This is a genomic window from Pseudonocardia humida (assembly GCF_023898865.1).
In the GTDB taxonomy this organism is placed as follows: domain Bacteria; phylum Actinomycetota; class Actinomycetes; order Mycobacteriales; family Pseudonocardiaceae; genus Pseudonocardia; species Pseudonocardia humida.
Map to the genome: position 1 here is coordinate 60,968 of NZ_JAGSOV010000034.1, position 12,408 is coordinate 73,375.

General features: G+C 74.9%; 12 protein-coding genes. 7 read left to right on the forward strand and 5 right to left on the reverse strand.

Annotated elements, in window-relative coordinates; all coding sequences use genetic code 11:
* Positions 1–3 precede the first annotated feature (3 nt).
* Together KDL28_RS14820 and KDL28_RS14825 are read left to right on the forward strand one after the other, a co-directional pair.
* On the forward strand, positions 4–1,242 hold the full coding sequence (locus tag KDL28_RS14820) for a molybdopterin molybdotransferase MoeA (RefSeq protein ID WP_252438899.1): 1,239 nt from the start codon (positions 4–6) through the stop codon (positions 1,240–1,242).
* Positions 1,243–1,268: 26 nt separating this feature from the next.
* The gene (locus tag KDL28_RS14825; protein WP_252438901.1) at positions 1,269–3,185 is read left to right on the forward strand and encodes a molybdopterin biosynthesis protein; all 1,917 of its coding nucleotides are present in this window, start codon (positions 1,269–1,271) and stop codon (positions 3,183–3,185) included.
* A gap of 31 nt (positions 3,186–3,216) precedes the next feature.
* Here KDL28_RS14825 and KDL28_RS14830 read toward each other — a convergent pair whose 3' ends face one another.
* The gene (locus KDL28_RS14830) at positions 3,217–4,491 is read right to left on the reverse strand and encodes a benzoate/H(+) symporter BenE family transporter (RefSeq protein WP_252438903.1); all 1,275 of its coding nucleotides are present in this window, start codon (positions 4,489–4,491) and stop codon (positions 3,217–3,219) included.
* A 114-nt stretch (positions 4,492–4,605) separates the two neighbouring features.
* Here KDL28_RS14830 and KDL28_RS14835 point away from each other — a divergent pair, with 114 nt between their 5' ends.
* Positions 4,606–5,037 (forward strand): nitroreductase family deazaflavin-dependent oxidoreductase, encoded by a 432-nt coding sequence (locus KDL28_RS14835; RefSeq protein ID WP_252438905.1) that lies wholly within the window; start codon positions 4,606–4,608, stop codon positions 5,035–5,037.
* A gap of 33 nt (positions 5,038–5,070) precedes the next feature.
* On the opposite strand, the gene KDL28_RS14840 is transcribed toward KDL28_RS14835, so the two are convergent.
* The 4 genes from KDL28_RS14840 to KDL28_RS14855 all read right to left on the reverse strand — a co-directional run bounded on the left by KDL28_RS14840 (position 5,071) and on the right by KDL28_RS14855 (position 9,600).
* Positions 5,071–6,558 carry an FAD-dependent oxidoreductase gene (locus KDL28_RS14840; protein ID WP_252438906.1) on the reverse strand — a complete coding sequence of 496 codons (1,488 nt, stop codon included), beginning with the start codon at positions 6,556–6,558 and terminating at the stop codon, positions 5,071–5,073.
* A gap of 107 nt (positions 6,559–6,665) precedes the next feature.
* Positions 6,666–8,348, reverse strand: a complete 1,683-nt coding sequence (locus KDL28_RS14845; protein ID WP_252438907.1) for a monocarboxylic acid transporter — start codon at positions 8,346–8,348, stop codon at positions 6,666–6,668.
* Positions 8,349–8,568: 220 nt separating this feature from the next.
* A complete protein-coding gene (locus tag KDL28_RS14850) occupies positions 8,569–9,054 on the reverse strand; it encodes a MarR family transcriptional regulator (RefSeq protein ID WP_252438908.1) in 486 nt (161 codons plus the stop codon).
* 192 nt (positions 9,055–9,246) lie between these two features.
* Complete coding sequence (locus tag KDL28_RS14855) at positions 9,247–9,600, reverse strand: hypothetical protein (protein WP_252438909.1); 354 nt, start codon at positions 9,598–9,600, stop codon at positions 9,247–9,249.
* A 96-nt stretch (positions 9,601–9,696) separates the two neighbouring features.
* Here KDL28_RS14855 and KDL28_RS14860 point away from each other — a divergent pair, with 96 nt between their 5' ends.
* The 4 genes from KDL28_RS14860 (at position 9,697) to KDL28_RS14875 (ending at position 12,406) form a co-directional block, all read left to right on the forward strand.
* Positions 9,697–9,900: a hypothetical protein gene (locus KDL28_RS14860; RefSeq protein WP_252438910.1), complete on the forward strand. Its 204-nt coding sequence runs from the start codon at positions 9,697–9,699 to the stop codon at positions 9,898–9,900.
* A gap of 32 nt (positions 9,901–9,932) precedes the next feature.
* Positions 9,933–10,202, forward strand: coding sequence for a hypothetical protein (locus KDL28_RS14865; RefSeq protein WP_252438911.1), 270 nt, complete (start codon positions 9,933–9,935; stop codon positions 10,200–10,202).
* 68 nt (positions 10,203–10,270) lie between these two features.
* Positions 10,271–11,512 carry a PP2C family protein-serine/threonine phosphatase gene (locus tag KDL28_RS14870; RefSeq protein WP_252438912.1) on the forward strand — a complete coding sequence of 414 codons (1,242 nt, stop codon included), beginning with the start codon at positions 10,271–10,273 and terminating at the stop codon, positions 11,510–11,512.
* Between the two features lie 69 nt (positions 11,513–11,581).
* Complete coding sequence (locus KDL28_RS14875) at positions 11,582–12,406, forward strand: enoyl-CoA hydratase/isomerase family protein (protein ID WP_252438913.1); 825 nt, start codon at positions 11,582–11,584, stop codon at positions 12,404–12,406.
* Positions 12,407–12,408 lie beyond the last annotated feature (2 nt).

The window sequence follows — 12,408 nt, forward strand, 5'->3', positions numbered from 1 at the left end:
CCGTTGCGCAGAGCCTCCCGCGAGTTCTTCACCGCGCGCACGGTCGGCGAGGCGCTGGCCGGGTTCCGGCCCGCGCGTCGCACGCCCGTCGAGACCGTCGGGCTGGCCGATGCCCTGCACCGGGTGCCGGCCGCCGACGTGCGCGCCCCGGCGGCGATGCCCGGCTTCGCCCGATCCACCGTCGACGGCTACGCGGTCCGCGCGGCCGACACGTACGGCGCCTCCGAGGGCCTGCCCTCCTACGTGGAACTGGCCGGTGCGGTGCGGATGGGCACCGCGCCGACCGTCGCGGTCTCGCACGGCGAGTGCGTGGCCGTCCCGACCGGCGCGGTGCTGCCCGACGGCGCCGACGCGGTGGTCATGGTCGAGCACACCGCCGAGACGATGCCCGGCACGATCGAGGTGACCCGCCCGGTCGCGCCCGGGGCCGGGCTGGTCCGCGCCGACGAGGACGCCGCGGCGGGCGACGTGCTGGTGGCCGCGGGCCGGCCGCTGCGCGCCGCGCAGCTGGGGTTCCTGGCCGCGGCCGGAGTGACCTCTGTGGCGGTGCGCGCCCGCCCGCGGGTGGCGATCGTCTCGACCGGCGACGAGGTGGTGCCACCCGGGACCGCGACGCTCGCCCCCGGGCAGGTGCGCGACGCGACCGCGTCGGCCCTGGCCGGGCTGGTCCGCGACGCCGGCGGCGAGCCGGTGGCCGCCGCGATCGTCCCGGACGACCGCGGCGCCCTGGAGTCCGCGCTGCGCGCGGCGCTCGCCGACGCCGACCTCGTGGTGGTGTCGGCCGGGTCGTCGGTCGGCGCCCGCGACGAGACCGCCGGGGCGGTGGCCGCGCTCGGCGAGATCTGGTGCCACGGCCTGGCCGTCAAGCCGGGCAAGCCGACGCTGCTGGCCGACTGCGCGGGCGTGCCGCTGGTCGGGCTGCCCGGCAACCCCCTGTCGGCGCTCGTGGTGTTCGGGCTGGTCGGGGTGCCGCTGGTGTGGCGGCTGGCCGGCTGCGAGCACCCGCCCCCGGAGCCCACCGTGCGGGCCCGGCTCGGCCGCGACCTGGCCTCGGCCACCGGTCGGCTCGACGTCGTGCAGGTCGCCGTGCGCTACGGCGTCCCGGTACCGACGGCCGAACCGCTCTTCGGGCCCTCCGCGCTGCTGTCCGTGCTGGCCCGGGCGGACGGCTACGTGATCGTCCCCGAGCCCGCCACCGGCCTCGACGCCGGCACCGAGCTGACCGTCACCCTCCACCGGTGACCGGGGCGGCGGCTACGGTCCGGGGCATGGGGTCGCCGTTCGTGTCCGACATCCCCGCCGAGCAGGCGCGGCAGGCCTGGCGCGACGCGTGCGCGGCGGCGGGCTGCCCGCCGCGGGTCGACACCGTGGCACTGCCCGTCGGGGAGGCGGTCGGGCGGGTCACCGCGGAGTCGGTGTGGGCGCGGCGCTCCTCCCCCGCCTTCGACTCCGCGGCCATGGACGGCATCGCGGTGCGAGCGGCCGAGACGGTCGGCGCCGCCGAGACCAGGCCGGTGCTGCTGGACGACTTCGAGGTCGTGGACACCGGCGACCCGCTCCCGGTCGGCTACGACGCCGTCGTCATGCGCGAGCACGTGCACCGCACCCCCGACGGCCGGGCCGAGCTGCGCGCCGCCGTGCCGCCCTACCAGCACGTCCGCTCCATCGGCGAGGACATCAGCGCCACCGAGCTGCTGCTGCCCGAGGGCCACCGGCTGCGCCCGGTAGACGTCGCCGCGTGCGCCGCCGCCGGGGTGTTCGAGGTGGCCGTCCGGCGCCGGCCCCGGGTGGCGATCATCCCCACCGGCGACGAGATCCGCCCCGTCGGCACCGAGCTGGGCCCCGGCGAGATCGCCGACACCAACTCGCTGATGCTGGCCGCGCAGGCCGCCGAGATCGGCTGCGACACCCGCACAACCGCCATCGTCGCCGACGACCCCGAGCTGATCACCGCGGCCGTGCGCGAGGCCGCCCGCGACGCCGACCTGGTCGTGCTGATCGCCGGGTCGAGCGCCGGGCGCGACGACTACACGGCCCGCGTGGTCGCCGCGGCGGGCTCGCTCGCCGTGCACGGCGTGGCCGTGCGGCCCGGGCACCCCGTCGTGCTCGGCACGGTGGCCGGCGAGCCGGCGACGCCGATCCTGGGCGCCCCCGGCTATCCCGTGTCGGCCTCGCTGACCTTCGACATCTTCGCCGCACCGGTGCTGGCCGCGCTGGAGGGCGCCGCCCCGCGGGAGCGCCCGTCGACGACCGCGCGGCTGGCGCGCAAGCTGGCCTCGGCCATCGGCTCCGACGACTGGGTCCGCGTCCGACTGGGCCGCGTCGGCGGCGACGTCGTCGCCACGCCCCTGCCGCGCGCGGCCGGCGTGCTGACCTCGCTCGTGCGCGCCGACGGCCTGCTCGTCGTGCCTGCGGGGCTGGAGGGCCACCACGCCGGGGAGCAGGTGCGGGTCGAGCTGCTGCGCGGGCTCGGCGACATCGCCCGCACGATCGTCGCCATCGGCTCGCACGACCTCGTCCTGGACGTCGCGGCCTCCGCGCTGCGCGCGGACGACCCGCTGGTCACCCTGGCGTCGTCGAACGTCGGGTCGCTCGGCGGGCTCGTCGCCCTGCGCGACGGCCTGTGCCACCTGGCGGGCTCGCACCTGCTCGACCCGGCGACCGGCGAGTACACGCTGCCCTACCTGGACCGGATCTTCGGCCCGGACGCCGACCTGGCCGTCGTCCGGCTGGTGCACCGCGACCAGGGCCTGCTGGTCGCCCCCGGCAACCCGCTGGGCCTGGCCGGCGTCGACGACCTCACCCGCCCGGACCTTCGCTACGTCAACCGCCAGCGCGGCGCGGGCACCCGGGTCCTGCTCGACCACGAGCTGGGCCTGCGCGGCATCGACCCGGCCGCGATCGCCGGCTACTCCCGCGAGGAGCACACCCACCTCGGCGTCGCCGCCGCCGTCTCCGCCGGGCGCGCCGACACCGGCCTGGGCATCCAGGCCGCCGCCCGCGCGTTCGGGCTGGACTTCGTGCCGGTCGCCCGCGAGCCCTACGACCTCGTGCTGCGCGCATCCGCGCTGGAGGAGGACGTGCTCGCCCCGCTGTGGGCGCTGCTGGAGCGGCCCGACTTCCGCGCCGGGGTCGAGAAGCTCGGCGGCTACTCGTGCGCCGAGACCGGCCGGCGGATCAGGTAGGTGGGCCGCCCGGACTCCGCCTTGCGCCGGATCAGTCCGACGCGGCGAAGTCGGGGCGCTCCAGCAGCCAGGCGACGGCCAACCCCGCGACCAGCCCCCAGAACGCCGCCCCGATGGACAGGACCTCCACGTCGGCCACGGTCACCACGAACGTGATCAGGGCACCGAGGGTGAAGCGGCCGCCGAAGGCGGTGACGAACGAGGTCTGCAGCACCCGCAGCATGGCCAGCCCGCCGAGGGCGGCGATGAACGCCACCGGCATGGCCAGCATCAGCCGGGTGAACAGCGGCGCGAGCAGCCCGAACACCATCGCCAGCAGCCCGCAGACCACGCCCGCGGTGTACTGGCGCTCCCGCTCGCCCGACGCCACGAGCAGCGCGTTCGTCGGACCGGTCAGGCAGGTCGACACCGCCCCGACCGCCGCGCCCAGCAGCGACCAGCCACCGCAGGCGATCGTGATCGCGGTGACCGGCGGCTGGTGCCCGGCCGCGCGCAGCACCGCGATGCCCTGGCCGTTCTGCACGACCAGCACCGTGATGGCCAGCGGGATCACCAGCTCCAGGACGGCCTGCCACGACCACTGCGGCGCCTGCAGCACCGGGGCGGCGAACCACCGCGCGTCGGCCGCCGGCTGGAAGCGCCCCGACACGGCCACCGCGAGCGCTCCCGCGGCGAGCGCACCGATGATCGGCGGCACCCGGCGCCCGATCATCGGCAGCGCGCTGAGCAGCAGGAACACCACGACCATCGGGGCCGCGATCGCCACGTCGTCCCGCAGCGACCGCACCAGGTCGACCCCGAACCGGAGGAACACCCCGGCCACCATCGCCATCACGATCGGCATCGGGACGACCGCCATCGCACGGCGGACCCACCCGGTCAGCCCGAGCACGACCATCAGCAGCCCGGTGACGACGAACGCGGTCACCACCTCGGGCCAGCCCAGGTGCGCCAGTGCCGGTCCCAGCAGGACCGCGCCGGGGATCGTCCAGAAGAACGCCAGCGGCTGGCGGTAGAGCCAGCAGGCCGCCACGGTGAGCGCCCCGTTGAGGAAGAACGCCCCGAAGATCCACGACGCCAGCTGCGCCTGGGACAGCCCGCCCTGCGCGCCGACCGCGAGGATCACCGCGACCGGGCCGGTGGCCGCGAAGACCAACCCGATCAGGCCGTTCGCGGCGTAGACCGGACCGGCGTCGCGGACGAACCCGCGGAGCCCGAGCAGCGGCCGGACCGGCCGCTCGACCAGGGGCCCGCGCGCGGCCGACCTCTTCGATGGGCGCTCTTCGCCGTCGCCGCTCGTCGACACAGTCCGGTCCGTCCCGCCGTCCGCCGTGATCGTGGTCGGGCGGCACGGTACGGCACCCCGACGAGGTGACCGGGATCGACGGCCGGACACAGCTGCGGTCAGTAGCATCGCGGTGTGCCCAGCGACTTCGCGTTGAGGACCATGAACTCCGTGCACCGGCTGCTGGTCGGCCTCACCCGGGGGCGGGTCGGCCACGAGTTCGGCGGCATGCCGGTCGTGGAGCTGACCACCACCGGCAGGAAGTCCGGACAGCCCCGCACCGTGCTGCTCACCGCACCGCTGCGGGACGGCGAGGGCTACGTGGTCGTCGCGTCGCGCGGCGGCGACGACCGGCACCCGGCCTGGTTCCTCAACCTGCGCGAGCACCCCGAGGTCGAGGTGGCGATCAAGGGAGGCGAGCGGCGCCCCATGCTGGCCCGGATCGCCTCGGCCGAGGAGCGGGCCAGGATGTGGCCGCAGATCGCGGGCCGCTACCGCAACTACGCCAGCTACCAGAAGCGCACCGAGCGGGAGATCCCGCTGGTGGTGCTGGAGGAACGCGGCTGACCCCGGCGCAGCGACGCGATCGACGCCGTCCGGTCACCGCACCGCGCCGGTCGCGGCCGGTTCGTGCAGGAACGCGCCCTGGCGGCGCAGCTCCCGGCGGATCTCCCCGACGTCGAGCGCGCGGGGGGCGAGCCCGGTGCGCGCCGCCACGGCGGCGGCCGTCCCGGCCGCCTGCCCGGTCATCCAGCACTGCGGGATCTCGCGCATGAAGGCCTGGGTCGCCGCGTCGCTGGCGACGTGCCTGCCCCCGACGACCACGCCGTCGAGCCGGTGCGGCACCAGGGCGCGGTAGGGCACCGAGATCGTCGGGAACTTCTGCGACGGCGAGGGCGACACTCCGATCTCGTCGGGATGGCGCACCCCCGCCCGCCACTCGTCGGCCGACATCGGGTGCAGACCGGCGAGCCTGCGGGTCATCCGCACGCCGATCTGCGGGGCCGCGAGCATGATCCACGCGCCCTCGAACCCGGGTGCCTCGCGGCGGAAGAAGTCCAGGTGGTCGACCATGCGGCGGCGGGACTCGAGCTCGACGGCGCTGAGGTGCTCGACGTCGAGCCCGCTGTAGCCCGACATCCGCGGCCCCATGAACACCACGACGTCGTCCCGCCAGCCGACGTGCGGGGTGTCGAGGTAGCCCAGCAGCTCGCGCCCGCGGTTCATCAGGGCGCGGTGGCCCGCCGGGTCGGTGCGCTTGAACTCCAGCCACCGCCCCATGTCGACCCCGGTCCAGGTGAAGGCGGTGTTCATGGTGTGCTGCACGTTGCCGCCGGTGCCGTCGGTCTGCGCGTCGGTGACGAACGCGCCGCCCGCCTGCGCGATGACGTCGAGATCGCCCGTGGCGTCCACGACGACCTTGGCCAGGATCGCGCGGCGCCCCTGCTTGCTCTCGAAGATCGCGCCCCGGACGACGTCCCCGTCAGCGCCACCTCCGCCGATCGCCGCGACGACCCAGGAGTGCAGCAGCACCCGCACGCCCTCGCCGACGAGCGCCTCGTGGGACACGATCTTGAGCCACTCCGGGTCGATCATCGGCGACCGGCACACGGTCTCCCGGAACGCCGAGAGCCGCTCGCGCCAGTGCGCCACCTGCTCGGGCTCGGTCGACCCCCACAGCTCCGGGCCGGGCCCGGCGAGCGCGCCCTCGGGCAGCCGGTCCAGCAGCTCGGCGCCGATGCCGGCGATGACGGGCGTGCCCTCCCAGTCGGTCATCCGGTCGATCCAGATCACCAGCCCACCGGCCGAGAGCCCCCCGAGGTCGCCGTAGCGCTCGACGAGGGTCACCCGCTGACCGAGCCGCCGCGCCGCGAGCGCGGCGGCCGTACCGGCCGGACCCCCACCGACGACGAGGACGTCGGTCTCCTCGTGCACCGGTGTCTCCCGGGCGGGCTCGGTGATCGTGGCGACGGACGGCACCGCGGGCGCGGGGGAACGCGGCCGATCCCGCAGACCCGCGTCGGTGAACAGGTCCCGCCCGCCGCGGAAGTAGCTCTCCGGGTTCGCCTCGCGCTGCGACTCGCTCATCGACCCTCTCTACGAGTCGAGCCCCCCGGGGTCAATCGACCTTGTCACCCCGTGGAAGCGTCGATGGTGTGAGGTGCGTGCGGGGGCCGCCCGCCACCCGCCGCGGCTCAGCGCCTGCGCACCACCCGGTCCGGCCGGGCGGCCCCGACGCCGGTCAGCGCCCGCACCTCCATCGCCGCCGCCCGCTGGCGCTCACCGCGGTCGCGGCGGCCGGCGAAGGTGCCGATCACGCCGAGCAGGAACGAGATCGGGATCGACACCAGGCCCGGGTTGCTCAGCGGGAACACGTCGAAGTCGGCGCCCCGGATCATCGACGTGGGCCGGCCCGACACCGCGGGCGAGAGCACGATCAGCACCACGCAGGAGGTCAGCCCGCCGTAGATGCTCCACAGCGCCCCGGTCGTGTTGAACCGCCGCCAGAACAGCGAGTACAGGATCGTCGGCAGATTGGCCGACGCGGCCACCGCGAAGGCCAGCGCGACGAGGAACGCCACGTTCTGGTTGCGGGCCAGGACGCCCGCGCCGATCGCCACGACGCCGACCACGAGCGCGGTCGTGCGCGCGACGCGCACCTCCGCGTCGGGGGACGCCCGCCCCCGCCGGATCACGTTGGCGTAGACGTCGTGCGCGAACGACGCCGACGCGGTGATCGTCAGCCCGGCCACCACGGCCAGGATCGTGGCGAACGCGACCGCCCCGATGATCCCCAGCATCAGCTCGCCGCCCAGCTGGTAGGCCAGCAGCGGGACCGCGGAGTTGGTGCCGCCCGGCGCGTCGACGATCCGCTGCACGCCGCCCGGCACCAGCGCCGCCGCCCCGTACCCGATGACCAGCGTGAACAGGTAGAACACACCGATCAGCCAGATCGCCCAGACCACCGACCGGCGGGCCTCGCGGGCGTTGGGCACGGTGTAGAAGCGCATCAGGATGTGCGGCAGGCCCGCGGTGCCCAGCACCAGCGCCAGGCCCAGCGACAGGAAGTCGACCTTGGCCAGGGTGTCGGCGCCGAACTGCAGGCCCGGCACGAGCAACCGCTCCCCCAGCGGGACGGCCGCGCCCGCGCCCGGCGGCAGCACCTCGGGGTTGCGCTGCACCGCCCGCTCCAGCAGGGCGGACAGGTTGAACCCGAAGTAGCCCAGCACCCACGCGGTCAGCACACCCGCGCCGACCAGCAGCAGCCCGGCCTTGATGATCTGCACCCAGGTGGTGCCCTTCATGCCGCCCACCAGCACGTAGACCACCATCACCAGGCCGACCCCGGCGATGGCCACGCTCTGCCCGATCGGGTCGTCGTTGGGGATCTGCAGCAGCAGCGCCACCAGCGCCCCGGCCCCGGCCATCTGGGCCAGCAGGTAGAAGAACGACACCACCAGCGTCGAGGTCGCCGCGGCCGCCCGCACCGGGCGCTGGCGCATCCGGAACGCCAGCACGTCGCCCATCGTGAACTTGCCGGTGTTGCGCAACAGCTCGGCCACCAGCAGCAGGGCCACCAGCCAGGCGACCAGGAAACCCACCGAGTACAGGAATCCGTCGTAGCCGCTGACCGCGATCGCCCCGGCGATGCCGAGGAACGAGGCCGCGGACAGGTAGTCGCCCGCGATCGCCACGCCGTTCTGCGGGCCCGTGAACGCCCGGCCTGCGGCGTAGTAGTCCGACGCGGTCTTGTTGTTCCGGCTGACCCGGAACACCACGACCAGCGTGACGAGCACGAAGGCGCCGAAGACGGCGGCGGTCAGCGAGGGGTTGCCGATGCCCGCTGGGGGGATCGGTCGAGCGACGACATCGAGCATGCCCACCTACCCGGTCGGAGGATCGGGCGACACCGTACTGCACGGTAGGAGCAGCCGGATGGCGGCCCACCGTTCCGAACGCGTCACCCCGATCAGCCGAACGGCTGCCTCCTGAGCGCCGATCTCTCGACGTCATCACGCCATGCGACCGCAGTGGCGTACCGCGGGCTCGCACCGGCCGTGGAAGCGGTCGTCAGGCAATCGGCCTAGCGAACCCTCGTCACCGATCCTCAGATCGGACGCCGTCAGACGCCCGTTTGCGGACTACGAGCAGGAGGTCGAAGAGCGTGCGCGCCTGCTCGGCGCTGAGGTCGGCGAACCACTCCAGGACGTAGCGCTGGTCGTCGGCGCTGCGCGCTCCCCAGTGCGCCCGGCTCAGCTCGGTCGTGCGGACCCGGCGCACGCGCCGGTCGCGCGGGTCGGGCTCGATCACCACGAACCCCTTGCGCTCCAGCACGGCCGCGACCTGCTTCGCGTTCTGGTGGGTGGTGCCCATCCCCGCCGCCACCTCCGACAGCTTCGGCGCGCCGAGCGCGTCCACCACCGTGATCAGGGCGGCCTGCTGGGTGGTCAGCCCGTCGCCGCGCAGCCGCTGGTCCATCAGCGTGCGCAGTTGCTGCGCGAGCACCAGCAGCAGCCGGAACGTGCGGACCCGCACGGCGTCGTCGGCACCCAGCAGGGCCGCCTCGGCCGCCGGGAGACCCATCTCCCGTGCCATAGGTAATACCTTACCTATCAATCACCCAGGACGGGGAACGCCATGATCTGCCTGCCCGGGCTCCCCTACGATCTCGCCGACACGCCGATGGACGCGCGGCGCGCCGCCGCGTTCGTCCGCTCGCTGCCGGGCATCGGCGACCCCGGGGCAGAGCATGTGGACCGACGACGAGCTGCACAGCTACGCGCTGGGCGAGCTGGCCCACTTCCGCGAGCACGACGTGCGGGTCGCGGTCACCGGGTGGACGCTCAGCGCGCTGCTGTCCACCCGGCCGGCCGGGATCCCCCTGGTCACCGAGCACGCCGGCGCCATGGTGCACACGTGGCGGAGCTCGTTCTGGGCCCGCAGGGCGTCGCGCTGGCGGACCTTGAGCGCGCCGGCGACCTCGCCCCGCACCGCCTGGTGGACGACGTGGTGGTACGCGAGGTCCTCCATGAGGTTGAGCTCGTGCGCGATCGCCATGGCCACGAGGCGCTCGCGGCCGGTGCCGTCGGCGTCGGCGTGCGGCTCGACCCGCTCCCGCACGCGCCGCATCCCCTCCTCGTAGACCGCGAGGAAGAGGTCGAACTTGGCCCGACGACATCGCGCGCGCCGTGGGCGCCACTGCGGCTGGCGTTCGGGCGGCCGACGGTGCTCCTGCTGGGCACGATCCACTTCATCAACCAGGCGATCAGCTCCGGGATCGGCTTCAACTTCCCCTCGTTGATCCAGTCCCTGGGCCTGTCCAGCCCCTTCCTCATCGAGGTCGTCGCCGGGGGCAGCGGCATCGCGGGGCTGGCCGGCGTGCTGTTCTCCCGTGGCTGCTGCGCCGCTACGGCCGCGAGATCATCCTGATCGGGCTGTCCGCCGGCTCCGGGCTGGTCATCGTGCTCGCGTTCCTGGCCGTCTCCAGCCCGGCCTGGAGCGTCGGGCTCATGCTGGGGATCACCGGCGGGTTCGTCGGGCCGGTCGTCTACGGCCTGGTCGAGGAGGCGACCGGGAGCCTCGTGGCGCCCTACTACGTGATCGCCGCCGCGGCGGGCGTCGGGGTGGCGCTGGTGCCCGCGCTGGCCGTGGCGATCCGGCGGGAGAAGGTGCGCGCCGGGGACGGCACCGCGGCGGGCGGGCGCGAGGTGCCCAGCCCGGCCCGGCCGTGATGCGGGACCGCACGCGCTGACCGACCGGGCAACGCTGGTGGTGGGCCGACTCCCTCTAGTGTGCACGGATGCCCGAGCACCGCGGTTCCGGGCCCGATCTGCGGGCGCTGCTGGAGAAGGTCGAGTCGGCCTCGCCGGTGCAGGCGGTGGAGGTGGTCGCCGACGAGCTCGGCGCGGTGTTCGGGGCCCGGGCGGTCAGCTTCCTGATCGCCGACTTCAGCGGGCGCGCGGTCTTCCGGATGGGTCGCGCACGGGAGGGCGCCTCGGGGACGCGGTTCCCGGGGGCCGAGCAGGTGCATCTGCCCGGCACGGTCTACGAGCGGGTGCTGATCACCCAGCACGTGGACGTGCGCGAGGTCGGCGACGGCGCGCAGCTGACCGTGCCGGTCACCGACCGGGGCGACGCCATCGGGCTGATCGAGCTCGACCTGCCCTACCACCCCGACGAGGCGCGCGTCGCCGACATCGCCGCCGCGGGCCACGCGCTGGCCTACATCGTGGTGGCGAGCAGGCAGCACACCGACCTGTTCGAGTGGGGCCAGCGGTCCATCCCGTTCACGCTGGCCGCGGAGATCCAGCGCCGCCTGCTGCCCAGCGCGTTCACCTGCGAGGCGGGCCAGTTCACCATCGCCGGCTGGCTGGAGCCGGCCAGCTCGGTGGGCGGGGACACCTTCGACTACTCGCTCGACCAGCACTCGCTGCAGGTGTCGATCACCGACGCCGCCGGCCACGACGTGGCCGCCGCCCTGCTGGCCACGGTGCTCGTCGGCAGCCTGCGCAACGAACGGCGCCGCGGCGCCGACCTCGGCGAGCAGCTGCGCAACGCCAACGACGCCCTGGTCGCGCACTCCCGGGTGGGCCAGTTCGTGACCGGGCAGGTCATGCACATCGACCTGGACGGCGGCACCGCGACGATCGTCAACGCCGGGCACCCGTTCCCGCTGCTGCTGCGCCGGGGGCGCGTCGAGGAGATCGCGCTGGAGATCGACCCCCCGTTCGGGCTGCAGGCGGGCTGGTCGTTCCGGTTGCAGCGGTTCGCGCTGGAGCCGGGCGACCGGATCGTGTTCGTCACCGACGGGATGCTGGAGCGCGAGGCCGCCCGGTGCGACCTCCCCGCCGCGATCGCCGGAAGCGGCGAGCTCCACCCCCGCCAGGTGGTGCACGCGCTCGGCGCCGAGGTCCTGCTGGCCACCGGCGGGAGCCTGCGCGACGACGCCACGACCGTCTGCCTGGACTGGTACGGCGGATCGCCCAGGCCCCGGATCAGCGCCGGTGGCGCGACCACCGAACCCGGCGTCGTGGTCACCTGAGGGTGCAACACGTTCTCGTCGTCGACGGCCGAATGGGCGGGAGCGCGGTCCCGCGGCGAGGATGTCCGGATGAGCGCCCCCGACGCCGCCCCCGTCCGTGTCGAGCGCGACGGTGGTGTCGCCGTCGTCGTCCTCGACCGGCCCCCGCTCAACCTGTTCGACGAGAGCGTCTTCGCCGGCTTCGAGCGCTGCCTCGCCGAGCTGGTCGAGCTGACCGCACCGGGACGGGCGGACCGCGCCCGGGCCGTGCTGCTCGAAGCGCGCGGCAAGGTCGTCTCCGCCGGCGTCGACGTGCACGCCTTCCGGGAGATCGCGCGGGCACCCGACCCGGTGGGCCGCGGCACCGCGCTGTGGAGCAGGCTGATCCGCCTCGCGCAGACCCTGGAGGACCTCCCGGTCCCCGTCGTCTTCGCCGCCCACGGGCTCACCCTGACCGCGGCCTTCGAGCTCGCGCTGGCCTGCGACGTGCTGCTGGCCGCCGAGCGCGCCTCGTTCGGCCTGGTCGAGATGGTCGTCGGGCTGACCCCGTCGATGGGCGGGCCCCAGCGGCTGGCCGAGCGCGCCGGGCCGAGCCGGGCCAAGGAGCTGGTCTTCACCGGCGAGCGCTACCCCGCCGCCACGCTGGAGCGGTGGGGCGTGGTGAACCGGGTGCTGCCCGACGACGGCTTCGCCGAGGCCGCCCGGGCGTTCGCCCACCGCCTCGCGGCCGGCCCGACGGTGGCGCACGCGGCGACCAAGCAGCTGGTGGGCACCGCCGTGCGCGACGGCGTCCGGGCGGCCGATGCGGTGGTGGCGCCGCTCTCGGGGGCGCTGTTCGGCACCGAGGACCTCCGCGGCGCCGTCGATTCCTTCCTCGCCGACGGCCCGGGCCAGGCGAGCTACGAGGGCCGGTGAGG

Excerpts from the sequence above, each read along its gene's own strand:
- KDL28_RS14855 (WP_252438909.1), bottom strand. The coding sequence starts at position 9,600 with ATGCGGCGCGTGCGGGAGCGGGTCGAGCCGCACGCCGACGCCGACGGC.
- KDL28_RS14840 (WP_252438906.1), bottom strand. The coding sequence starts at position 6,558 with ATGAGCGAGTCGCAGCGCGAGGCGAACCCGGAGAGCTACTTCCGCGGC.
- KDL28_RS14870 (WP_252438912.1), top strand. The coding sequence starts at position 10,271 with ATGCCCGAGCACCGCGGTTCCGGGCCCGATCTGCGGGCGCTGCTGGAG.
- KDL28_RS14845 (WP_252438907.1), bottom strand. The coding sequence starts at position 8,348 with ATGCTCGATGTCGTCGCTCGACCGATCCCCCCAGCGGGCATCGGCAAC.
- KDL28_RS14825 (WP_252438901.1), top strand. The coding sequence starts at position 1,269 with ATGGGGTCGCCGTTCGTGTCCGACATCCCCGCCGAGCAGGCGCGGCAG.
- KDL28_RS14875 (WP_252438913.1), top strand. The coding sequence starts at position 11,582 with ATGAGCGCCCCCGACGCCGCCCCCGTCCGTGTCGAGCGCGACGGTGGT.
- KDL28_RS14850 (WP_252438908.1), bottom strand. The coding sequence starts at position 9,054 with ATGGGTCTCCCGGCGGCCGAGGCGGCCCTGCTGGGTGCCGACGACGCC.